The sequence below is a fragment of the Thalassospira povalilytica genome (assembly GCF_002844235.1).
Classification (GTDB): Bacteria; Pseudomonadota; Alphaproteobacteria; order Rhodospirillales; family Thalassospiraceae; genus Thalassospira; species Thalassospira povalilytica.
Genome location: NZ_PGTS01000006.1, coordinates 198006 through 220820, shown reverse-complemented (window position 1 = coordinate 220820; position 22815 = coordinate 198006). Strand labels below are relative to the sequence as shown.

Here is a 22815-nt window from a genome sequence, read left to right as displayed (position 1 = left end):
GTAAGGTTCGCAGGCGTTTATCCCTAAACCCCTTTTAAACCCCGCAGTCCGGCCACTGTCTGTTGTGGCAGTTGGCGAACTCATTTAGCCGAGGGCTATCTCATGATTAATCTTCTGACATCAGGCCTTCTGGCTCTGATCGGTCTGGCACTTTCCGTTGGTGGTGCCTGGCTGATTGCAGTCGGAGGGAGTTGGTATTACGCGCTTGCCGGGTTGGCTTTCCTGTTGGCAGCGTATTTGTCCTTTGCGCGTAAACCGGTTCTGTTGCCGTTTTATGGTGCGTTTTTATTGGCAAGTCTGGCCTGGGCTGTTTGGGAAACCGGGTTTGACTGGTGGCAACTGGCCCCGCGTGGCGGACTGATTGTCGTGATTGGTCTTTGGCTGATAACGCCGGTGTTTCGCAAGACACTTGTTGCTGCGCCAACGGACAATGGATCGCTGGAAACAGATGCGAAGCGTTCCTTTGTGCTTGAAGGCAGCATCGTGATTGCCGTGATCGTTGCGGTCTATTCCATGCTGAACAATCCCAACGAAATCGAAGGCAATCTTCCGTCAGATGTGGTGGCGGAAAATCCGCAATTTGGCGGGACGGTCCCCGATGGTGACTGGCATCAATATGGTCGTACCCCGTATGGGCAGCGTTATTCCCCGCTTGATCAGATCACGACCGAGAATGTTGCGTCACTCGAACAGGCCTGGGTATATCAGACCGGCGATTTAAAACGCGAAAGTGATGTGCCTGAAACAACCTATCAGGTGACCCCGCTTAAGGTGGGCGAGACGCTTTATCTTTGCACCCCGCATAGCTGGGCGATTGCGATTGACGCCAAAACCGGACAGGAAAAATGGAAATTTGATCCGGGTGTTCCGGAAAATCCCGACCGGCAGCATCAGACCTGTCGCGGGGTGACCTATTACATGGATCCTGCCACGACCGAAACCGGCCCCTGTACCGAACGGGTGTTCCTGCCGACATCGGATGCGCGTCTGATTGCGCTTGATGCCCGGACGGGCGATGTTTGCCCGTCATTTGGCGACGAAGGGACCGTGCATCTGGAAACCAATATGCCCTATAACCCGGCGGGGTATTATTATTCGACGTCGCCGCCGGTTGCTGCTGATGGCAAAATCATCATTGGCGGGGCCGTGAATGACAACTATTCGACCAAATCGCAATCGGGCGTCATTCGCGCATATGACATCAATACCGGCGCGTTGGTCTGGAACTGGGATTCCGGAAATCCGGAACAAACCGAACCGATCCCGGATGATCAGACCTATACCGCCAATTCACCCAACAGCTGGTCTGTTTCAAGTGCGGACGAGAAACTTGGCATGATCTATGTGCCGCTGGGGAACAAGGTTCCCGATCAGTTGGGCATGAACCGCGATGAAAATGTGGAAACCTATTCATCGTCGATTGTGGCGCTAAGCCTTGAAACCGGGCAGGTGCAGTGGGTGCGCCAGACGGTGCATCATGATCTTTGGGACATGGATGTGCCTGCACAGCCGGCCTTGCTTGATATCACCACACCAGACGGGGAAACCGTTCCCGCACTGGTCGGGCCGACCAAACAGGGCGATATCTATGTTCTTGATCGTCGTACCGGCGATCCGATCATTCCGGTAACCGAGGTGCCGGCACCCGGTGGGGCCATTCCCGAAGATCACACAGCACCGACCCAACCGGTATCGGGGCTGACATTCATGCCCGAACCGCTTACGGGCAAGGATATGTGGGGCATTACCCTGTTTGATCAGTTGGCATGCCGTATCGCGTTCCATGGTTTGAAATATGAGGGTCGCTATACGCCGCCGTCGCTGGAAGGGACGCTTGTCTATCCCGGCAATTTCGGAACATTTAACTGGGGCAGTGTCGCCGTTGATCCCGAACGCCAGATCATGTTCGGCATGCCGACCTATCTTGCCTTTACATCGCGCCTGATCCCGCGTGATGCCGTTCCGCCCCGCGGCAGCGAAAAGGCCAGTGAAATGGGCATTAACCGAAATGAAGGTGCCCCTTATGCCGTGGAAATGGGACCGTTCCTGTCACCGCTTGGTATCCCGTGTCAGGCACCGCCGTGGGGCTATGTGGCCGGTGCTGATCTGCGCACGGGCGAGATTGCCTATAAGCATAAAAACGGCACGGTCGAAGACATGACCCCGCTACCCTTGCCGTTCCAAGTCGGTGTGCCGGGGATTGGTGGTCCGATCCTGACCAAGGGTGGTGTTGCCTTCCTTGGGGCTGCGGTTGACAACTATTTCCGTGCCTATGACGCCGCCAATGGCAATCAGCTTTGGGAAGCCCGTCTTCCGGCGGGCGGTCAGTCAACACCGATGACCTATGAAACCGATGATGGCACGCAATATGTGCTGATCGTTGCCGGTGGTCATGGTTCGATTGGTACCAAGCCGGGCGATTATGTGATTGCCTACAAGCTTCCGAAATAGGATCACACGGGCACCTGTTTTGCAGGTGCCCGTGTCTTATGTGTCGTCAGTCGTGCCGGCAAGCACAAGCCGACCTCTTACCAGGGCACTTCACCGGCAAGGCGTTTTTCGACCTGCTGAATTTCCTCGATGCTTAATCTTGGTTCCAGTGCGTCTATGGCCGACTGGGGATCAAGTGGTTCGGCCTCGTTGGCACCTTCGGGAAAGGTCATCGGCCCGTTTGCGGAGCGGCGCAGCCAGTAATAAGCATCGGCAAGATTTTGCGGCACACCCCAGCCACGTTCAAGCAATGCGCCATACATGAACTGGGCGGCGTGATTATTGGCCTTGGCGCCGATTTCAAAATAGTGGGCGGCTTCGATGAAGTTTTGCCGTGCGCCGCGCCCATGGAAATATTGTGTGCCGATCAAATAGGCCGCATCGCCGTTTCCCGGATCGGTTTTCAGCGCACGTTTGAAATATTCGGTGGCACGAAACTGGTCATAATGCAGGCCGTGGCCGTTAAAATAGAGAAGCCCGATATAATAGATCGCACCCCCATGATTGGCGCGTGCGGCCTTTTTGAACCACTTTGCCGCGTTCTGATAGTCGGGTTGACCCAGATCCCCGCGATAATACAGCAATCCCAGCGCATATTGCGCATAGGGATCATCCTTTTGCGCGGCCGATCGCCAGTAGTCATGGGCCTGTTCAAAATCACCGGACCGATAGGCATAATAGCCGGTCTGGTAGTCGCGGCTCATTTGGCGCGCCTGTCCGGGGTGGGGGATGGCCGCAAAGCTTACGCCGATCAGGGCCGCAATCATCAGCCGTCTGACCAGCTTCAAGGCAGAAGGACGCACGTTCTTATCTTTGTCCGCTGTTATGAGGAAGGGTGTCAGGAATTGTTTTTAAACAGCGGAACGACCTTGCGCGCACGCTTTTCGATGGCCTCTAGCACGTTGCTGATATCGGAACTTTGTTTGATCCGCTCGCCACTGTGAAGCGCGAGATACTGGCCGGCATTCTTGTGTTCGCTGCCCAGTTTGATCACGGTGAAAAGCGGTGTTTCGTGTGTGGAACGAAAGATCGAAAACATTGCCATCCCGTCCAGATGGTCGATCGCATAATCGCGCCAGGCGCCGCTTGCAACCTGACGGGAATAGGTATTCATGAGTCGCATCAGTTCGGACCGGTCAAAATGCACAAAGCTTTTGGCTTTGCGGTATTTTGCCAAATCGAACAGTGTTCCCATGTGATTCTCCGGCAATGTGGTCGTCTGGCTGTTACAATCCGGGAACGGAAAATGACAGCCATATGACACGGTAGCGTGGATTGCCTTGCGTCTCAAGTTGCAATGGACAAAAACCGGTTCACACTATTTGTGACCGGTTTGATTATCCCAGATAATTCAGTGAATTATGCCCTAGAGGCTGCGCGAACGGGTCGGCGGCCAGTCAACGGTTTGTGCCCCGGTGTTATAGGGATCGGGCGTACGATAGCAACTGACAGCGGCCAGGGTGCGATAGCAATAAAGCGGCGTTTCCGGTACCGGGTCCTTTTTGCAATAGGACTTGCCGTCAATTTTGCGAATGGTTGAGCAATCCTGACCGGTTGAAAGCGAAACCATATGGTCAATCAGGGTTTTGTCGGTGTTGATGATGCTGACAACGTCAAAGGCAAGATACCATTCCCCGCCGGTAAACAGGCTGGTCCCGACAACATCGGACATGGTGGTGCTACAGCCTGATACCCCGGTTCCAAGCAAAGTGGCAAACAACCCGGCCAGTATGCGCTGTCGAATGACGCGCTTGGCATCCTGTCGGTTTTGAACCTTTTGACGACGTTTCATGGTGTCTCCGTCCATCCACCGGGCAAATTTGACCGGTGACAGTGTGAAATCTGTTCCCTTGGATTTATCAAAGCAATCACTGTGCCGAATTGCCCAACGGAAGGATCATTTTTGTCATATGGGCGGTGTCGGGTTTGTTTTCAGGGGCTTTTGCCGGCATTGCCGCGCGATATGCCGGATATGGCGCGCGGGCAAGTATTGGCGCACATTGGCGCAAGAGCGTCGATATCGTGCCGATGCGTGGGAATAATGGCGCTGGCAGGCAATTCTTACCGCTTTGGGGGATTAAATCAAAACCGCGCCGCGTTTTTGCCGCAAATTCGGTCTTTGTTATCCGATCACGGGGCTGACAAAGACGCCCGGATCGGGTTGAAAAACGGCAATGGGGCAAAATAATCGACCGAATGCCCGGATTGGCTTTGTGCAGACTTGACCCCTTGCGTGCTGGCGCGTTAAATCCTTGCCAGAATTAATTCAGATAAGCGGGCAGGTTGCCCGCTTTATTGTGACCGGATTGGAGCCGTTTTCGTGGTTGATATTTTCCAGGAAGTCGAAGAAGACCTGAAGCGCGAACGCACAGAAGAGCTGTGGCGCAAATACGGGAAATATGTCATCGGCACTGCTGCTGTGATTGTTTTGGGTGTTGCCGGGCGTGAAGGCTGGAAAACCTATGAACACAGCACCAGCATCGAAAATGGTACCCGCCTTGCCAATGCTGTTGAACTGGCAAATGCCGGTGAAGACAAACAGGATGCCGCCCTTGAGGCGCTTGATGCGATCATCGCCGAAGGCAATGCCGGTTTTGTTGCATTGGGCCATTTCCAGAAAGCGGCTGTTTATCTGCGCGCTGGGGCGACCCCGTCGGCTGTGACCGAACTTGAAGCGGTTGCCGGCAATTCCGACATCGATCAGGTTTATCGTGACCTGGCTGTTGTTCAGATTGCCATGAACAGCGCCAATGAAAGCAATGCCCAGGAACTGATCACCCGGCTTGAGCCGATCGCGGTTCCGGAAAACACCTGGTATTACTCGGCGCGCGAAATGATTGCGCTGCTGCATATTGCCGCGGGCGAAATCGATGCGGCCAAGCCGCTTCTGACCGAAATTGCCGACGATAACGAAGCACCGTCAGGCATGCGCGCACGGGCAAGTGAACTTCTCAAGGCCGTTGGTGCCTAACTGCGACCAGCAAGGTGGGCCGGGTTTCCCGGCCACCGTGATGACAGCTTGAATCAGGGGAAACGGTTTTGACCACACGCGGTATTAAGTCACTTCTGTGCGTTATGGGGATGACGGGCCTTTTGGCCGGGTGTTCGGGTTGGCTTGGCGGCACCGAAGAACCGCCATTGCCCGGGGAACGCATTTCGGTTCTGGCCCTGCAAAGCACGGTTCAACCTGATATCGATCTGTCTGATCAGCGTGTTGTTCTTCCGGAACCCGAACCGATGGTCGACTGGCCTCAGAATGGCGGCATTCCAAGCCATGCCTTGCATCATGTCGGTCTGGATAATGATGTTCTTAAGCAGGACTGGTCGATTGATATCGGCGAAGGTTCGATGGATGACAACCTTCTGCTTAATCAGGCAATCATTGCACGTGGCGTGATCTTTACCATTGATGCCAGTGCGGAAGTCCGTGCCTTTGCGGCCAATTCGGGAAAACGAATCTGGTCGCTTGAACTGGCACCGGAAGACGAAGAAGACAGCACGCTTCTGGGCGGCGGTCTGGCCTATGAGGGCGGCATTATCTATGCCACCACCGGCTTTGCCGAAATCATTGCCATTGATGCGCCAAGTGCCACGGTTCTGTGGCGCACCCAGGTCAGCGCCCCGATGCGGTCTGCGCCGACCGTCCGTGGTGGCCGTGTCTTTGCCATCACTGTCGATAACCAGACCATCGCGCTCAATGCCTTGACCGGGGAAACGCTTTGGAACCATCGCGGTGCAGCCGAGGGTGCGGCCTTTATCGGTGGTGCCAGCCCGGCGGTGGATCAGGGCGTTGTGATTTCGGCCTATTCGACGGGCGAGATGTATGCGCTGCGTGTGGAAAACGGGCAGGTGATCTGGTCTGATGCTCTTGCCGGGGCCGGGCGCACCGATGCCGTTTCGGCAATCGCCGATATCCGCGGCCTTCCGGTGATTGATAATGACCTTGTGATTGCCACAAGCAACTCGGGCCTGACGGTTGCGATTGACCTTCGGACCGGCTATCGCGTCTGGGAACTTGAGGCCGGTGGCATCCAGTCACCATGGGTGGCCGGCGATTACGTATACCTGCTAACCAATACAAATGATCTGATTGCCTTGCGTCGGAAGACCGGACAGGTTAAATGGGTGACGGTTCTGCCACGTTTTGTCGATCCCGAAGACCAGGAAGAGCCGATTGTCTGGACAGGTCCGGTACTGGTCGGTGACAGGTTGATCGTAGGTAACGAGCAGGGCGAAGTAATGACTGTTTCCCCTTATAGCGGTGACATTCTCGGCAAGGATGAACTTTCCGGGCCGATCACATTGCCGCCTTCGGTTGCGGGTGACAGCCTTTACTTCCTGACTGCGGATGCCGATCTAATCGCATATCGCTGATCAGTCAGTTCGAACATTAGGCAAGGTTACCTTGCAGGATTTGCGATGCGCCGAGGGCAGTGAAAGCCGTCGGCGCATAACGCCTTTTATAACGAGAGTCTGAAAGTCAGATGTCGCTTAAAGTTGCCATTATCGGTCGCCCCAATGTCGGGAAGTCGACCCTGTTTAACCGTCTGGTCGGCAAAAAGCTGGCCCTGGTGGACGATCAGCCCGGGGTCACCCGTGACCGCCGCTATGGCAAGGCACGTCTGGGCGATATGTCTTTTGACGTGATCGATACCGCCGGTCTGGAAGAAGCATTCGATGATTCCGTCGAAGGCATGATGCGCCAGCAAAGTGAAAAAGCGTTCGAGGAATGCGATGTTGCGCTGTTCCTGATCGATGCGCGTGCGGGACTGACCCCGCTTGACAACCACTTTGCCGACTGGCTGCGCAAACGCCACAAGCCGGTTTACGTCATTGCCAACAAACACGAAGGCAAGGACCAGGATCCCGGCCTTTACGAGGCCTATGGCCTTGGTCTTGGCGATGTCGCCCCGATCTCGGCCGAGCATGGTCTCGGCATCGAGCTTCTGTATGACATTCTTGAACCGCATTGGGACGAATGGAAACACCGTCAGCGCGTTGCCAAGCAACATGCCCGCGAAGCTGCCATCGAGGCATTGGAAGATGCCGCACAGGAAGCTGATGACGATGTCGATGATCTGATTGATCCCGATGGCTTTGCCGATGACGAGGGCGAAGTATTCCCGTCCTATGAAATCGAATTCAGCGAAGATGACGAAGACGAAGATGGCGAACTGATCGTCGAAGGGGCGCGCGATAACTCCAAAATCCAGCTGGCCATCGTCGGCCGCCCGAATGCCGGTAAATCGACCCTTCTGAACCAGTTGCTGGGTGAAGAACGCGTCATGACCGGCCCGCAGGCCGGTTTGACCCGTGACTCGATCGCGGTCGACTGGTCCTATGAAGGGCGTCCGATCCGTCTGGTCGATACCGCCGGGATGCGCCGCAAAAAGAAAATCGATGACCGCGTTGAAAAGCTGTCGGTTGCCGATACCCTTCGCGTGATCCGCTATGCGCAGGTCGTTGTTTTGATGCTTGATGCGACCAACACGCTTGACAAGCAGGACCTGACGATTGCGCGCATGGTGCTTGAAGAAGGCCGTGCATTGATCATTGCGGTCAACAAGTGGGATGCGATCAAGGACAAGGCAGGCGTCATGCAGGAACTGCGTGACAAGCTTGACGTGTCCTTTGCCCAGGCCAAAGGCATTCCTGTCCTGACTTTCTCCGCGCTGACCGGGCGTGGTACCGATCGTCTGATGCCGACAGTTCTTGATATCCACGATATCTGGAGCCGCCGCATCCCGACATCACAGTTGAACCGCTGGCTTGAAGCAACCACCGAACGCCATTTGCCGCCGGTCATTTCCGGGCGTCGCATCCGTCTGCGTTACATGACCCAGGCGAAATCGCGTCCGCCAAGCTTCTTTATCAACTGCTCCAAGGCGGCCGAATTGCCCGAAAGCTATACGCGCTATCTGATCAACGGTCTGCGTGAAGATTTCGATATGCCGGGCGTTCCGATCCGTATCTATCTGCGCAGCAGTGACAACCCCTATGCCAACAAGAAAAAGAAACGCTAGTTCCCGGATTTCTTGTCCCAGAACGATCAAAGCCGCCCTTGATCATCAGGGGCGGCTTTTTGCTGCGTTTTTGGCGGGCGTCATGCGGTTTGACGCATCTGCCTTCTCAGATCAGTTTTGCGGGATCGACGGGCCGTTATCAATGATGTCACGGATATGGTCGGGCAGGTCATCCTCGGTAAATCGTTCCTGGATTTCGCCGTCCTGAACAAAGGCAAAAATATCGGCGATGTCCTGACCGGAAAAATCAATCTGATATCCGAGATCGGCCTGTTGAAGATGGAGCATCTGCTCGGCCCCGCGCCACATGCTGGCAAAAAATTCAAACGGCTCACGCGCGATATTCATGTTCGACGCATCAAGACTTGGGCCGATATTACCGCCGACACTGTTGACGGAATGACAGACAACACAGCCGCGTTCGGCAAACAGGTCCTTGCCGCGTGCCGCATTCATTTCAGGCAATGTAATGGACGCGCCATTATGGTCGGTTGCGCGCGCATCATCGACGGTGCTGATGGTGATGACAGCCCCGATGGCAACGGCAATCGCAACAGTGCCCAAGGATGGAATAAAGCGGAAATTCAAGGCCTGTGTCATCGGCGTCCCTATGTCAGATAAGTGTCTGCTGGGGGCACATGCTATCGGTCCTTGGTACTCAAGCGCAATGGCTTGATGTCGTGGACATAAAAATTGTTTTGAAAATCTGCATTCCGCAACAGGAACACAAAAAAAGGGCCCGTTCGGGGCCCTTTGTCGGTGCGGTATGTGGAATGCTTAATACGCGTTGACCACTTCGCCATGTTTGGTGCAACTGGCCTCTGCCAGATCGACAAACACATCGGTGATGCTGTCGGGCGTGGGCAGTGTTTCGGGATCTTCGCCCGGATAGGCTTCGGCACGCATCTTGGTGCGGATACGACCGGGATTGATCAGATTGACGCGGACCTTGCTTTCCTCAAGCTCCTGGGCATAGGACAGCACAAGGGCCTCAAGTGCGGCCTTGGTGGCGGCATAAAGCCCCCAGAAAGCACGACCCTTGGCCGAGGCGTTCGAGGTCACGAAAATCGCACGCCCGGCATCAGAAAGCTGCAACAGCTTGTCAACCGTGCGGATAAGGCGGAAATTCGACGTAACGTTGGTTGCGACCGTATTGTCGAAAACCTGGGTATCAATGTGGCCGACCGGGGCGATTTCGCCCAGAAGGCCCGCATTGCCAACCACGATATCAAGCTTGCCGAACCGTTCATAAATGGTCGGGCCGATGGCATCGACCTTTTCGAACATGGTCAGATCAAGCGGCAGCAAGCTGATCTTGCCGCCGGCATCGGTGATTTCGTCGCTGAGTTCTTCAAGCGCGCCGACATTGCGACCAATCGCAATGACCTGTGCGCCTTCGGCAGCAAAACGTTTGGCAACCGCGTAACCGATCCCGTGCGAGGCACCGGTAATCAGTGCCACGCGTCCTTCTAGGCGCTTTGTATCGGTCATGCAGACTGCCTTTCGACCAGCTGGCTCAGCTTGCGGTCCTTGTTTTCGGCATTGTGATCGGTAAGCCGGATCGGATAATCGCCGGTAAAGCACGCATCACAGAATGCCGGGCTGTCATTGTCACGGCCCGGAAGACCGGTCGCACGATACAGACCGTCAATGGTGACAAAGGCAAGGCTGTCGACGCCGATGATCTTGGCCATGCTTTCGATGTCGTGATTTGCCGCCATCAGTTTGTCTTTGGACGGGGTATCGACACCATAGAAGCACGGGTTGGTCGTGGGCGGGCTTGTGATGCGCATATGCACCTCTGCCGCACCGGCCTGACGGACCAGATCAACGATCTTGGTCGAAGTCGTACCACGCACGATCGAGTCATCGACCAGAATAACGCGCTTGCCCTTAAGCTTGCCGGGGTTGGCGTTATGTTTCAGCTTCACGCCAAGGTGGCGGATCTGGTCGGTCGGTTCGATAAAGGTACGGCCGACATAATGGTTACGAATGATGCCCAGTTCGAACGGAATACCGCTTTCCTCGGCGTAACCCAATGCGGACGGAACACCGGAATCCGGGATCGGCACGACAACGTCGGCTTCGATTGCGGACTCACGGGCCAGTTCACGACCGATATTCTTGCGCACGTCATAGACGCTTGTGCCTTCGACGATGCTGTCGGGGCGGGCGAAATAGACATGCTCGAAAATGCAGAAGCGCGATTTGACCGGTTTGAACGGCTTGATCGACCGCAGACCGTCTTCGGTAATTTCAACGATTTCGCCCGGTTCGACGTCGCGGATGAATTCCGCGCCAACGATATCAAGGCCGACCGTTTCCGACGACAGGATATAGGCATCATTGAGCTTGCCCAGAACCAGCGGACGGACACCAAGCGGGTCACGGACACCGATCAGTTTTTTCTGGGTCATGACGACCAGCGAATAGGCGCCTTCGACCTGACGTACCGCATCGATCAGACGATCGACGATCTTCTCGTACAGGCTGGTAGCAATCAGATGAATGAAGGTTTCCGTATCCGAGGTCGACTGGAAGATCGAACCACGCTTGACCAGACGATCACGCACCGCAAGCGAGTTGGTCAGGTTGCCGTTATGGGCAATCGCCAATCCACCGAATTCGAAATCGGCAAAAAGTGGCTGCACGTTGCGAAGCCCCTTGCCGCCAGCTGTCGAATAGCGGACATGGCCAACTGCACGGTGGCCGGGAAGGCTTTTGATCACATCTTCGGAGCCAAAGATATCGCCAACCTGGCCCGAGGCCCGATGAGCGGGAAAATCTTCGCCGTCATAGGAAACAATACCGGCGGCTTCCTGTCCGCGGTGTTGCAATGCATGAAGGCCAAGGGCCGTCAGTGCAGCAGCATCCGGGGTACCAAAAACGCCAAAGACGCCACATTCTTCACGTAGCTTGTCGTCATCAAATGGATTGGTGGTCAGCATGAGTGGGTTCCGCTCTCTCGCCGGTGGCGCACGGACAACGTAATTTTACGAAACCCACACGCCTCACTCGTTAGTGGTCGCCTCGATCAGGCGATCCAAATCATCGCGCGAGGGCCTTGTATACCCGTTTAGGGGCGCGGGTCCAGTCCCTTTTGGTTCCGGACCAAGAAGTTGACGATAGGTTTGCTCGTTTGCATCGGCCCGACGCTGTGCGCGCTCAAGCTCTTGGGCGGTGGTATCGAAAATTTCGTCAGGAGCCATGCGCATAATAAGGAACGCGCCTTCTTCCAGAACCGGGCGGGTCCGGGCATCGCGGACCCAGTCGGGTTGCGAATCTGCGGGCAGCAGCCAGGACAGGGCCAAAAAGCCGATACAAACGATCAACGCGCCGCGCAACAGACCGAATACAAAGCCAAGGGTGCTATCAAGACTATCAAGGCCGGAATTCTGAACAGCCCGTCCGATACGGCCGCTCAGGAACGAGAAAATCAGAAACGTAATCAGAAAAAGACCAACCCCGGTCGCCAGATCGGCAATCAGTTCAGACGGGATCAGATCACGGACATAGGGCCGGGCAATTGGATAGCCATAAAGCGCGCACAAACCCGCACCCAACCATCCCATCATCGACAGGATTTCGTGGATGAAACCACGGAAAAACGCAAACACCCCCGACACAAGCAGGATACCGACAACAATCAGGTCAAACACATCGCGTGCGCCAAGATCGGGGAGGGCAGAGAAATCCATCAGTTCGTAAACCTTGTAAGTCAGTCGGTCCGGGTGTGTTCGGGATCAGGTCACATATCGCAAAGTGCGTTTAATACATGCCTTCGCGCGGGCGCACCTTGTCGCGGACATCGTCGCCGAATAGGTTTACCAAATCCTGAAGATGACCGATTTCAGTCTGGTTCAGGCCCTTGATCGACAGCTTCTTCTTGCCCTGGGTGCCGTTCTTGGGGGTATAGGCATTGCCAAAGCCAAGTTTGGTGGCTTCTTTCAATCGCGATTCGAGTTGCCCGACCGGGCGCACTTCACCCGAAAGCCCGATTTCCCCGACAATAACCGTTTCGGCCGGAACCGGTGCATCGGCCACAGCCGAAATCAGGGCGGCAGCAACCGCCATGTCAGCGGCCGGCTCACCAACCCGCAAACCACCGGCAACGTTCAGATAGACGTCAAACTGACTAAGCGGCAGGCCGCACCGCGCATCCAGCACGGCAAGGATCATGTTCATGCGTGCAGAATCCCAGCCAACAACCGCACGACGCGGTGTCGCAAGGGCCGATTGCGCGACAAGGGCCTGGATTTCTACCAGCATAGGGCGGGTGCCTTCAAGCCCGGCAAACACCGCTGTACCACTGACCGGCGCTTCGCGGTCGGCAAGGAAAAGCGCAGACGGGTTGGGCACTTCGACAAGGCCGGCATCACCCATTTCAAACACACCGATTTCATCGGTCGCCCCAAAACGGTTTTTGACCGCGCGCAGGATGCGGAACTGATGGCCGCGTTCGCCTTCGAAATACAGAACCGTATCGACCATATGTTCAAGAACACGGGGGCCTGCGATCTGGCCTTCCTTGGTGACGTGACCCACCAGAAGGACCGCAAATCCCTTGCGCTTGGCAAGGCGGATCAGTTCAAGCGCGCAGGCGCGAACTTGTGACACGGTGCCAGGCGCACTATCAAGGGTGTCGGCATACATGGTCTGGATCGAGTCAATGACCACGACGTCATGGCTGCTGGCTTCAAGGGTTGTGATGATATCGCGCAGACTGGTGGCGGCAGCGAAATCGACCTTGGATTTCTCAAGTCCCAGACGGGCTGCGCGCATGCGGACCTGATCGACCGCTTCCTCGCCCGAGATATAGGCGCATTTGTTTTTGGCTGCCATCGCGCCGACGGCCTGAAGCAGGATGGTGGATTTGCCAATCCCCGGATCCCCGCCAACCAAAAGGGCCGATCCCGGAACAAGCCCCCCGCCACAGGCGCGGTCAAGTTCGGCAATGCCGCTTATGATGCGTTTGGGACTGGCACTTTCGCCTTCAAGGGCGACGAATTCGATGGTCTTGCCCTTGGCACCGCCGGCAATGCCGCCTGCTGCCTTGGGGCCGCTTTCGACGCGTTCTTCTTCGATGCTGTTCCATTCCCCGCATCCGTCACAACGACCGGTCCATTTGCGGTATTCCGCACCACAGTTCTGACAGATGAAACGGCTTTGGGTTTTGGCCACAGAATGCTCCGCAGATCAAAGAAAAGAAATGTCCGTAACGGCGATTGCTGTCGCGTGCGACAGGATCAAAGATGCTTGAGATCAAGTTCAAGCGGGCCTTCGATATCACCGGCAACGAATTGTTGCAAATAGGGGTTATCGGCAGTGTCGATTTCCGAAACCGGGCCGTCCCAGATGATCTTGCCCTGATAAAGCATCGCGACCCGGTCGGCAATTTTGCGCGCACTTGCCATATCATGGGTAATGGTCATCGCACTGGCGCCCAGTTCGCGGGTGCATTTGACGATCAGATCATTGATCACATCCCCCATGATCGGATCAATGCCGGTCGTGGGTTCGTCAAAGAACAGGATTTCCGGTTCTGTCGCGATGGCACGCGCCAGCCCGACACGTTTTTGCATGCCGCCCGAAAGCGATGCCGGGGACATATTGGCGACGTCCGATCCCAGTCCGACATCTTCGAGACGGGCAATGGCAACGTCGCGCGCATCGCGCGGCTTCATGCCACGGCCTTCGATCAGGCCAAAGGCAACATTTTCCCAGACCGAAAGGGAATCAAAAAGGGCAGCGCCCTGAAACAGCATCCCGGTTTTCGCAAGCATCGCATCGCGTTCGGCCTGACTGGCATCGGTCATATCAATGCCATCGACCGTGATCGATCCCTGGTCCGGGGTCAGAAGGCCCAGAACACATTTCAGCGTTACCGACTTTCCGGTGCCCGATCCGCCGATAATGGCAACCGATTCCCCCGGGGCAACGTCAAGATCGACTCCCTGAAGAACCTTTTTCGGGCCGAATGCCTTGTGGACATTACGCAGTGATATCTTGGCGGGATTGCTCATGATGCGGTCCGGCCCTTAACGCGTAAAGAACAGTTCTGTGACGATATAGTTCGAAATCAGGATCAGGATGGAGCTTGAAACAACCGCATTGGTGGTGGCCTGACCGACACCCTGTGCCCCGCCACGCGAATGATAGCCGTGATAACAGCCCATCAGCGTGATGATAAAGCCGAATACGGCGGCCTTCACCAGACCGGAAATCACATCAAGCTGTTCAAGATACTGGAACGTATTGCGGATATAGGATCCGTCATTAAAGCCAAGCTTGTTGACCCCGACCAGATATCCGCCAAGCACGCCGATGATATCGCCGATCAGAACAAGCACGGGCAGGGTAACCAGACCTGCGACAACGCGCGGAACCACCAGATATTTGAACGGATTGGTCGAAAGCGTGACCAATGCGTCGATCTGTTCGGTAACGCGCATGGTACCGATTTCAGCAGCAATCGCCGCACCAACACGGCCCGCCACCATAAGACCGGCCAGAACCGGTCCCAGTTCGCGGGTCATGGAAATGACAACCACGGTGGCAACGGCACTTTCGGCTGAAAAGCGCGAGAACCCCGAATAGGATTGCAGGGCAAGAACCATCCCGGCAAACAGGGTGGTCATGGCGACAACCGGCAACGAGAAATAGCCGATTTCGCGCATCTGTTTGAAGATCAGGCGAAAATAGATCGGCGGGGTGACCATATGGCCAATTGTCCGACCTGCAAACACCGTCACGCGACCAACAAGGGCCAAAAAGGTCAAAAAGATCTGCCCAACCGGCGCAAAGATCGGCATCTGTACTTCGAAGTCCCCTGTTATCGGCCCGCCAAGATTGTATTGTCCGGTGGTTCGGCCAGTTTTTATGGATCAGCTTTCTGTATAAACCCGCCGATAGCGATGTCCAAGCGAAGTTAGAACTTCATAACCGATTGTACCAGCAGCAGATGCGACATCGTCAACCGTCATCTTGTCATCAAGAAGCGATACCATGTCGCCAGCCTTAAGCGGCTTGCCCGGAAGGTCGGTGATATCAACCGTGATCGCATCCATCGAAACCCGCCCGACATAGGGAACGGCATGCCCCTTGATCAGAAGTTTGCCGGAATTCGAAAGCGACCGCAGCCAGCCATCTGCATAGCCGACAGCAATGGTGGCGATTTTGGTTTTGCGTTTTGCCTGCCAGGATGCGCCGTAACCGACGGTTTGCGGTTCATCAATGTCACGCACCTGCAAGACCTTGGCCTTAAGGGTGACCACTGAGCGCATCGGGTTGGTGGTTTCCGGCGTCGGGTTGCCGCCCCAAAGTGCAAAGCCCGGACGGCAGAATTCAAGGTGATATTCGTTGTCACGGAAGATCGCCGATGAATTGCAGAAACCGCGCGGTGCCGGGGGCAGGCGACGATACCATTTCATGAACAGGTCATACTGTTCCTTGGTGATCGGGTTTCCGGCCTCGTCGGCGGCGACCGGATGGGTCATGTAACCGGCTTTTTCAAACCCGTACAGAAGCGATGAATAACGATCGACAAGATGGCTGACATCAAGCGGCGTCAGGCCAAGGCGGCTCATGCCGGTATCAAGATGGATGAATGCCGGGGCCGGGCGTTCATATTCCCGGCACAGATTGGACCAGCGTTCGATCTGTTCGAGATCATTGAGCACCGGGATCACGTCATTTTCGATGAAGAATTCTTCGTCACCGGGCAACACACCGTTCAGAACGGCAATCCGTCCGCCGCCGCGCAGAACCGGGAACAGTTCGGCTGCTTCGTTGGCCTGTGCCACGAAGAACAATCGGCATCCCTGCTTTTTCAGGACCGGAACGATGGTGTTGGCGCCAAGACCATAGGCATCCGCCTTTACCACGGCACCACAGGTGCGCCCGGTATAGCGTTTGGTCAGGCGTTGATAGTTGTCGGCAACTGCTTTCAAATTGATCTGCAGTTCCGCGCACTCGGCAGCACGGCCGACGGCGGGAAGAACGGTCATTCGTAATACCCCGTGGAATCCGTTTACGGATGGGCGCTGGCCCAAACCCTATTCATATTCTTCTTCAGTGTGATCAAGATCGCCAAACTTGGTGTAGTTCCCGTCAAAGAACAGGCGCACGTTGCCCACCGGGCCGTGACGCTGCTTGGCAACGATTACCTCTGCGGTGTTGTAAACATGGTTCAAACGTTCCTGCCACTGCGCATAGCGTTCACCGAACTTGTCGGTGGCTTCTTCCGGGCGCTGGGCCGGTTCGGCACGTTCGAGATAATATTGTTCGCGGTAAATGAACATCACGACGTCGGCGTCCTGCTCGATCGAGCCGGATTCACGCAAGTCAGAAAGCTGCGGGCGTTTGTCGTCACGCTGTTCAACCGCACGCGAAAGCTGCGAGAGGGCCAGGACCGGAACTTCAAGCTCCTTGGCAATGGCCTTGAGCATACGGGTAATTTCCGAGACCTCCTGCACACGGCCATCGCCGCGGAAGTTGGTCGGCGGTGCCAGAAGCTGAAGGTAATCGACGACGATCATGGCAAGGCCGTGCTGACGCTTCAGGCGGCGGCAACGGGTTCTAAGTGTCGATACCGGCAGGGCCGGCGTATCGTCGATATAAAGCGGAACGGTGTTGAGTTCCTGGGTCGCCAGAAGCAGCCGTTCGAAATCCTGTTCGTTAAGGTCACCACGGCGCATGTTATCGCCCGAGACTTCGGCTGCCTGCGACAGCAGACGACCGGCAAGCTGTTCTGCCGCCATCTCAAGGGAGAATACGGCAACCGCACCGGTACGGGTTTCATCGCGGGTGTCTTCGCCCGCCAGCCGGTTCTGATGGGATGCAATCGCCGCGTTGAAGGCCACGTTCATGGCAAGGGCGGTTTTACCCATCGACGGACGACCGGCAAGGATCAGCAAGTCGGACGGGTGCAAACCGCCAAGCTTGCGGTCAATGTCGCGCAAGCCCGTGGTCACACCAACAACGCGCCCGGCGTTCTTATAGGCGTGATCGATATTCTCATAGGCCTTGGCAAGGGCCGGGCCGAAGGCAACAAAGCCCGATTCCGCCGCCCCCGCAGTCGCCAGCGAGAACAGTTTCTGTTCGGCTTTTTCGATCTGGGTGGTGGCGTCGGTATCGAGTTCGTATTTATAGGCCTCGTTGACCACATCTTCGCCAAGCTCGATCAGCTCGCGGCGCAGATACAGGTCATAGATCAGTTTGCCGTAATCCCCGGCATTGATCACGGAAACAAGGTTGTTTGACAGTTCGGCCAGATATTGCGCGCCGCCGATTTCTGCCAGTTCTTCGTCCTGTTTGAAATAGGCCTTGAGCGTAACCGGGTTGGCAAGCTGACCACGTTCGATCAGTTTGCCACAGGCCTCGAAAATGCGGCCATGGCGCCCGTCTGCGAAATGTTCCGGGCGCAGGATATCCGACACGCGCTCATAGGCGGCGTTGTTGTTCAGGATTGCGCCAAGAAGGGCGGCCTCTGCCTCGAAGTTATGGGGAGCCATACGTTCGAGCACCATATCGGCGTCTTCGCCGTGGTTCATATCCAGAGGAGCAAAAAGGGCATCAAGATTGGGATCTGTCATGGGCGGAAAAGGTATCAGTCATCCGGTTGGTCGCAAAGAGTTAATCGGTATAACTCATAGCCGGTATTCCGCAAGCGCAGAGGTCGCACATCCGACAGGTTTTTGAAAGTGCGGTTAAAATCCGGTCCGGGCGCTGTCGGGGCATAAGGGGACCAAAAGAAAACGGCACGTCCTTGCGGACATGCCGTTTCCCGAATGGTCTTGGAAGAAAACCCGCAATTAAGCGTTGGTTTCTTCTTCGCCTTCAGCAGCTTCGTCAGCAAGCTCAGCCGGAACTTCTTCTTCGAAGAGTTCTTCTGCAGCTTCCAGAGCTTCTTCTGCTTCTGCTTCCTCAATGGTGCCAAGAACAGCGGCGCCTTTACGGAGCTGCTCTTCTGCATCTTCTTCGGAACGTGCAACGTTGGCGGTTACTTCGATAGCAACTTCCGGGTGCAGGTTGATTTTGACCTGGTGCAGACCAAGGGTCTTGATCGGCTGATCAAGAACGACCTGGGTACGGGCAACAGTGAAACCAGCTTCGGTAACTGCGGTCGCGATGTCGCGTGCGGTAACCGAACCGTAAAGCTGACCGACGTCGGATGCCTGACGAACGAGGGTAACAGCAAGTTCACCCATCTTCTCGGCAACCGCTTCGGCTTCTTTGCGGCGTTCCAGGTTGTCAGCTTCGAGCTGTGCTTTCTGTGCTTCGAACACAGAAAGGTTTGCTTTGGTTGCACGAAGGGCCATGCCCTGCGGCAGCAAGCGGTTGCGGGCGTGGCCCGGCTTGACGGAGACTACGTCACCCATCTGACCGAGTTTTTCTACCCGCTGGAGCAGAATAACTTCCATCACCGATCCTCCTCATTGCTACGGGTCATCGGTTCTTTCCCCCGCAGCCTGATTAAATGCTCAACAATTCCAAGTCCGGTGATCGCAATAAACGACCAGCTGGACAGAACCGCGACGATGTAAAACACCGTCAGTATCATACGTTTTTGCGGCCATCGGGCTGCCTGCCCATGCACCAGCGCCAATCCCTGAAACAGGAACGGCACTGCCAGCACCACCGCGACGTTTCGCGCCACATAGGCCAGGGATCCATCGGCAAAGCCGACCGTAAACCCGGCCAGGGCGAACGCAAACAGTGACCAGCCAGGCAAGGCGAAAGACGCCATTTTCGGTGTCGGACGCAGGTTTTTGCCTGCGCGCACCAGAATTGCCTGTGCGATTGCAGCATTGGCGATCAGCATCAAAAGCCAGCTCACCGCAGCAATCGCCGGGAAGTAAACCTGGAACATGCCAATCAGACCCTGAACATCGGATGTCATAGGGACACCCATTTCCGAGTACATCTGGCTCAGGAACCTTGCGATAAGATCCTGAATGTCCAGACCTTCCGCCGACAGGGTCCCGGTAATGAAGATCATTACCGTTGCGACCATGACGGCCATGGCACTGACGACAATTCCGGACGGCAGAAAGGCAAGATTGCCATTTTCATCTTTCCGGATGACCAGCGCCATGCGGGTCAACAACATCGCCGGTCCGGCAAACACGATCACAAAGACCGTGAAAGGCAGCAGTCCCCCAAAAAGAACAAGGGCACTGCATGCGGCAATTGCCGCAACCAGCAGGCGTTTGGGTCCCTGCCAAAGTCCCGTCAGGAACAAAGGCAAATGCCCGAAATATGAGAGCAAAAGAGCAAGCGGATTTCCTGATAGGACCAACAGGAACAGAACGGCACTGCCAAGTCCTGAACCAATTGCTATGAGGGTATCACGTTGCATCATTTACTCCCGGCCGAGACCGCAAAAGGGTCTCTTGCCGACTGCCTCAGACCTGGTCTGCGTAAGGCAGCAGCGCCAGGAAGCGTGCACGTTTGATGGCTTTTGCCAGTTCGCGCTGCTTCTTGGCCGAAACCGCAGTGATACGGCTCGGAACGATTTTGCCGCGTTCGGAAACGAAACGCTGCAGCAGTTTGACATCTTTGTAGTCGATCTTCGGCGCATCATCACCCGAGAACGGGCAGGTTTTGCGACGACGGAAAAACAGACGACGTCCAGCCATGATTATATCTCCTCGCTATCTGTTAGCCGTGCTGACGGGGACCGCCACGGCGATTACCGCCACGACCGCCGCGCTCGTCGCGGTTACGCAGAATGGCAGACTGTTCTTCTTCGAACTCGTCAACCTTGACAGTCATCTGACGCAGAACGTCTTCGTTCAGGCGCATCTGACGCTCATATTCCGCGATCACATCTTTTTCAGCTTCGATCTGGAAGAGAGTATAGTGGCCTTTGCGGTTCTTTTTGACACGGTATGCCAGGGAACGCAGACCCCAATATTCGGTTTTAGCGATCTTGCCACCGAGACCTTCGATGGTCTGGGTCAGCTTTTCGTTCAGGCTTTCGACCTGTGCAGTCGAGAAGTCCTGACGTGCGATAAACACGCTTTCGTACTTGCTCATAATACTCCTAATCACTCCTTGTGGCTTATCTCTTCCTGACATGACCTCATGTCATGCAGGCATAGCCGGGCAATCCCGGCAAGGAGCCGTGAGACGGCGGAATATACACTTTTCGCCCATTAGTGCAACGCCAAATGCAAGTTTTCCACAGTCGGGCGTATGGGGGCCGAAATCGGTGCGGCGCGTTGATTTGTCTTGGCCCGGACCCGTTCGGGGGTGTTGCGCCAGTGTTGCGCTTTCCTGAGGGCCGATATGCGTGAACTGGTTCACACTTGAAACAAAAAGTTCAAGAGAGTAGGCCTTTTGACATATGTCGGGCCGGTAACCCGCGCGACCTGTTGGTCATTTCTGTTCAACCACAGGGGTGGTCGATCTGTTGGGTGCGCGTGATGCACTCCTTGAATGCCGGTTCGTGAACCTTGTCTCAAGACTTGTGGTTAGTGATGGTAGAACCTTCTATTGATGCGGCGTCTTCACGCCGTGCATCGTTGCTCAATTTATGTTTGCTGGCGCTGTGCGTCGGAATTGTCACCGGATATGGTGCTGTTGCCTTTCGCGCACTGGTCGCACTGATCCATAACATCGCCTTTTTCGGTGTCTTTTCGATCGATTACGACGCGAACCTTCTGACCGAGCCGAGCAACTGGGGCCCGTTGGTCATTCTGGTGCCGGTTCTTGGCGGTATGCTGGTTGTGTTTCTTGTGAATAACTTCGCGCCCGAGGCCAAAGGCCACGGTGTGCCCGAGGTGATGAACGCCATTTATTTCGAACAGGGCCGTATTCGCCCGACGGTGGCGTTGGTCAAGTCGGTTGCATCTTCGCTGTCTATCGGGACCGGGGCGTCTGTCGGTCGCGAAGGTCCGATCATTCAGGTCGGCTCGGCGCTTGGATCAAGTATCGCGCAGATGTTCAAGCTTCAGACCGGGCAGCGCATCACTCTTCTTGCTGCCGGGGCCGGGGCCGGGATTGCCGCAACCTTCAACACGCCACTTGGGGCGGTGCTGTTTGCGATTGAACTGATGATGCCCGAAGTTTCGACGCGGACCTTCCTTCCGGTGGTGATTGCAACCGGGGCTGCGACCTATATCGGGCGGATATCGTTCGGGTTGGCGCCGGCCTTTGAGGTGCCGCTTGCCGCCGTTCCGCAAGTTTCGGCAATCGATCTTCAGGCACTTGTTGTCTATGTCATTCTTGGTGTCTTGTGCGGCATTGCCGCCTGGATGCTGATCCGTTCGATGCTGATTACCGGGGCGTTCTTTAAAAAGATGCCGGGCAATGACTATACCCGTCATGCGGTCGGGATGCTGTCGGTCGGCATTCTGATGTATGTGCTGCTGCTGACGGGCGGCAACTATTATATCGACGGTGTCGGCTATGGCACGATCCAGCATATCCTGCGCGGGACAATGACATCCTTGCCGCTGCTGGTGGTTCTGTTCTTTGCCAAGCTGTACGCGACATCGGTTAGTATCGGTTCCGGTGCATCGGGCGGGGTGTTTTCGCCGTCCCTGTTTGTCGGCGCGACCCTTGGTGCGGCGTGCGGTGTTGTCGGTAACATGATTTTCCCCGATGCGGGGATTACCCCGGTCGAGTTTGCCCTGGTTGGCATGGGCGGTGTTGTCGCCGCGGGGACCGGTGCGGCGATGACGGCGATCATCATGATTTTCGAGATGACGCGTGACTATAATATAATAGTGCCGCTGATTGTGGCGGTGGCGATCGCGCTCGGTTTCCGTCGCATGATCATCAGCGAGACGATCTATACGTCGAAACTGGTGCTGCGCGGACGTCATATCCCCAAGGAACGCCACAGCAACATGTTCATGGTCCATCCGGTGCGCGAGGTGATGACCACCAAACAGCTTTATGCCGATGCCGCACTTCGGGTTTCGGAAGTTATCGACAAGGTCGGTCCGTCGCCGGAACCCAACCCGATGATTGTCATCGAAGGAGACCGGATCGCCGGTGTGATCCCGGATGTGACCACGCTGTTTTCGGTGGCCGGTGACAAGGGCAACAAGGCGCTCAAGGAGCTGATCGGCGAGGACTTTGTTGTCGTGGTCGATGACATGAACATGTATGACGTCATCAAGCGCATGGAACGCCGCAAGGCCCGGGCCGCTGTTGTGGTCAAACCATGTCGTGGCGTGCCCCGCCAGGATGATGTTTGCGGCGTGATCACGAAATCCCACATCGCCGATAGCGTGGTGTCGAGCATGCAGCACTATATCGGCTAGGCCCTGGCGGTCGCAGTTGCGATTGT

21 protein-coding genes are annotated in these 22815 nt (G+C 55.9%); 5 read left to right on the top strand and 16 right to left on the bottom strand.

Annotation, left to right across the window (positions count from 1 at the left end):
• Positions 1–102: 102 nt before the first annotated feature.
• Complete coding sequence (locus tag CU041_RS16410) at positions 103–2451, top strand: glucose/quinate/shikimate family membrane-bound PQQ-dependent dehydrogenase (RefSeq protein WP_101247716.1); 2349 nt, start codon at positions 103–105, stop codon at positions 2449–2451.
• 77 nt (positions 2452–2528) lie between these two features.
• On the opposite strand, the gene CU041_RS16405 is transcribed toward CU041_RS16410, so the two are convergent.
• The 3 genes from CU041_RS16405 to CU041_RS16395 all read right to left on the bottom strand — a co-directional run bounded on the left by CU041_RS16405 (position 2529) and on the right by CU041_RS16395 (position 4282).
• Positions 2529–3293: a tetratricopeptide repeat protein gene (locus CU041_RS16405; RefSeq protein ID WP_233433145.1), complete on the bottom strand. Its 765-nt coding sequence runs from the start codon at positions 3291–3293 to the stop codon at positions 2529–2531.
• A 35-nt stretch (positions 3294–3328) separates the two neighbouring features.
• Complete coding sequence (locus tag CU041_RS16400) at positions 3329–3685, bottom strand: DUF2794 domain-containing protein (protein WP_068518625.1); 357 nt, start codon at positions 3683–3685, stop codon at positions 3329–3331.
• 171 nt (positions 3686–3856) lie between these two features.
• Positions 3857–4282 carry a hypothetical protein gene (locus tag CU041_RS16395; RefSeq protein ID WP_068518624.1) on the bottom strand — a complete coding sequence of 142 codons (426 nt, stop codon included), beginning with the start codon at positions 4280–4282 and terminating at the stop codon, positions 3857–3859.
• 528 nt (positions 4283–4810) lie between these two features.
• Between CU041_RS16395 and CU041_RS16390 the strand changes: the two genes are divergently transcribed.
• The 3 genes from CU041_RS16390 (at position 4811) to der (ending at position 8513) form a co-directional block, all read left to right on the top strand.
• Positions 4811–5461 carry a DUF2659 family protein gene (locus CU041_RS16390; RefSeq protein ID WP_068518623.1) on the top strand — a complete coding sequence of 217 codons (651 nt, stop codon included), beginning with the start codon at positions 4811–4813 and terminating at the stop codon, positions 5459–5461.
• A gap of 68 nt (positions 5462–5529) precedes the next feature.
• The gene (locus CU041_RS16385; protein WP_228196610.1) at positions 5530–6864 is read left to right on the top strand and encodes a PQQ-like beta-propeller repeat protein; all 1335 of its coding nucleotides are present in this window, start codon (positions 5530–5532) and stop codon (positions 6862–6864) included.
• Between the two features lie 110 nt (positions 6865–6974).
• Positions 6975–8513 carry a ribosome biogenesis GTPase Der gene (der, locus tag CU041_RS16380; RefSeq protein WP_068518621.1) on the top strand — a complete coding sequence of 513 codons (1539 nt, stop codon included), beginning with the start codon at positions 6975–6977 and terminating at the stop codon, positions 8511–8513.
• Between the two features lie 111 nt (positions 8514–8624).
• On the opposite strand, the gene CU041_RS16375 is transcribed toward der, so the two are convergent.
• From CU041_RS16375 to rpsF, 13 genes are all read right to left on the bottom strand, one after another.
• Positions 8625–9113, bottom strand: coding sequence for a c-type cytochrome (locus CU041_RS16375; RefSeq protein ID WP_233433144.1), 489 nt, complete (start codon positions 9111–9113; stop codon positions 8625–8627).
• A gap of 177 nt (positions 9114–9290) precedes the next feature.
• Positions 9291–10004: an SDR family NAD(P)-dependent oxidoreductase gene (locus CU041_RS16370; RefSeq protein WP_101247715.1), complete on the bottom strand. Its 714-nt coding sequence runs from the start codon at positions 10002–10004 to the stop codon at positions 9291–9293.
• On the bottom strand, positions 10001–11461 hold the full coding sequence (gene purF, locus CU041_RS16365) for an amidophosphoribosyltransferase (RefSeq protein ID WP_068518619.1): 1461 nt from the start codon (positions 11459–11461) through the stop codon (positions 10001–10003). The genes CU041_RS16370 and purF overlap by 4 nt, the downstream gene beginning before the upstream one ends.
• Before the next feature lie 63 nt (positions 11462–11524).
• A complete protein-coding gene (locus CU041_RS16360; RefSeq protein WP_068518618.1) occupies positions 11525–12211 on the bottom strand; it encodes a CvpA family protein in 687 nt (228 codons plus the stop codon).
• 70 nt (positions 12212–12281) lie between these two features.
• Entirely contained in the window at positions 12282–13694 is a 1413-nt protein-coding gene (gene radA / locus CU041_RS16355) for a DNA repair protein RadA (protein ID WP_068518617.1), read from the bottom strand.
• A 65-nt stretch (positions 13695–13759) separates the two neighbouring features.
• A complete protein-coding gene (locus tag CU041_RS16350; protein WP_101247714.1) occupies positions 13760–14536 on the bottom strand; it encodes an ABC transporter ATP-binding protein in 777 nt (258 codons plus the stop codon).
• 15 nt (positions 14537–14551) lie between these two features.
• Entirely contained in the window at positions 14552–15325 is a 774-nt protein-coding gene (locus CU041_RS16345; protein ID WP_101247713.1) for an MlaE family ABC transporter permease, read from the bottom strand.
• 72 nt (positions 15326–15397) lie between these two features.
• Complete coding sequence (gene alr / locus CU041_RS16340; protein WP_101247712.1) at positions 15398–16519, bottom strand: alanine racemase; 1122 nt, start codon at positions 16517–16519, stop codon at positions 15398–15400.
• A 48-nt stretch (positions 16520–16567) separates the two neighbouring features.
• A complete protein-coding gene (locus tag CU041_RS16335) occupies positions 16568–18106 on the bottom strand; it encodes a replicative DNA helicase (protein ID WP_101247711.1) in 1539 nt (512 codons plus the stop codon).
• 219 nt (positions 18107–18325) lie between these two features.
• On the bottom strand, positions 18326–18934 hold the full coding sequence (gene rplI / locus CU041_RS16330) for a 50S ribosomal protein L9 (RefSeq protein ID WP_068518612.1): 609 nt from the start codon (positions 18932–18934) through the stop codon (positions 18326–18328).
• Positions 18934–19872, bottom strand: a complete 939-nt coding sequence (locus CU041_RS16325; protein WP_101247797.1) for a DUF2232 domain-containing protein — start codon at positions 19870–19872, stop codon at positions 18934–18936. Before CU041_RS16325 ends, rplI begins: the two co-directional genes overlap by 1 nt.
• A gap of 46 nt (positions 19873–19918) precedes the next feature.
• The gene (gene rpsR / locus CU041_RS16320; RefSeq protein WP_197460813.1) at positions 19919–20158 is read right to left on the bottom strand and encodes a 30S ribosomal protein S18; all 240 of its coding nucleotides are present in this window, start codon (positions 20156–20158) and stop codon (positions 19919–19921) included.
• Between the two features lie 16 nt (positions 20159–20174).
• On the bottom strand, positions 20175–20552 hold the full coding sequence (gene rpsF / locus CU041_RS16315) for a 30S ribosomal protein S6 (protein WP_068518611.1): 378 nt from the start codon (positions 20550–20552) through the stop codon (positions 20175–20177).
• Between the two features lie 443 nt (positions 20553–20995).
• Here rpsF and CU041_RS16310 point away from each other — a divergent pair, with 443 nt between their 5' ends.
• Positions 20996–22789, top strand: a complete 1794-nt coding sequence (locus CU041_RS16310; protein WP_101247710.1) for a chloride channel protein — start codon at positions 20996–20998, stop codon at positions 22787–22789.
• The last annotated feature ends 26 nt before the right edge of the window (positions 22790–22815 follow it).

Excerpts from the sequence above, each read along its gene's own strand:
- CU041_RS16410 (WP_101247716.1), top strand. The coding sequence starts at position 103 with ATGATTAATCTTCTGACATCAGGCCTTCTGGCTCTGATCGGTCTGGCA.
- CU041_RS16400 (WP_068518625.1), bottom strand. The coding sequence starts at position 3,685 with ATGGGAACACTGTTCGATTTGGCAAAATACCGCAAAGCCAAAAGCTTT.
- CU041_RS16395 (WP_068518624.1), bottom strand. The coding sequence starts at position 4,282 with ATGAAACGTCGTCAAAAGGTTCAAAACCGACAGGATGCCAAGCGCGTC.
- der (WP_068518621.1), top strand. The coding sequence starts at position 6,975 with ATGTCGCTTAAAGTTGCCATTATCGGTCGCCCCAATGTCGGGAAGTCG.
- CU041_RS16375 (WP_233433144.1), bottom strand. The coding sequence starts at position 9,113 with ATGACACAGGCCTTGAATTTCCGCTTTATTCCATCCTTGGGCACTGTT.
- CU041_RS16370 (WP_101247715.1), bottom strand. The coding sequence starts at position 10,004 with ATGACCGATACAAAGCGCCTAGAAGGACGCGTGGCACTGATTACCGGT.
- purF (WP_068518619.1), bottom strand. The coding sequence starts at position 11,461 with ATGCTGACCACCAATCCATTTGATGACGACAAGCTACGTGAAGAATGT.
- CU041_RS16360 (WP_068518618.1), bottom strand. The coding sequence starts at position 12,211 with ATGGATTTCTCTGCCCTCCCCGATCTTGGCGCACGCGATGTGTTTGAC.
- CU041_RS16350 (WP_101247714.1), bottom strand. The coding sequence starts at position 14,536 with ATGAGCAATCCCGCCAAGATATCACTGCGTAATGTCCACAAGGCATTC.
- CU041_RS16345 (WP_101247713.1), bottom strand. The coding sequence starts at position 15,325 with ATGCCGATCTTTGCGCCGGTTGGGCAGATCTTTTTGACCTTTTTGGCC.
- alr (WP_101247712.1), bottom strand. The coding sequence starts at position 16,519 with ATGACCGTTCTTCCCGCCGTCGGCCGTGCTGCCGAGTGCGCGGAACTG.
- CU041_RS16335 (WP_101247711.1), bottom strand. The coding sequence starts at position 18,106 with ATGACAGATCCCAATCTTGATGCCCTTTTTGCTCCTCTGGATATGAAC.
- rplI (WP_068518612.1), bottom strand. The coding sequence starts at position 18,934 with ATGGAAGTTATTCTGCTCCAGCGGGTAGAAAAACTCGGTCAGATGGGT.
- CU041_RS16325 (WP_101247797.1), bottom strand. The coding sequence starts at position 19,872 with ATGCAACGTGATACCCTCATAGCAATTGGTTCAGGACTTGGCAGTGCC.
- rpsF (WP_068518611.1), bottom strand. The coding sequence starts at position 20,552 with ATGAGCAAGTACGAAAGCGTGTTTATCGCACGTCAGGACTTCTCGACT.
- CU041_RS16310 (WP_101247710.1), top strand. The coding sequence starts at position 20,996 with ATGGTAGAACCTTCTATTGATGCGGCGTCTTCACGCCGTGCATCGTTG.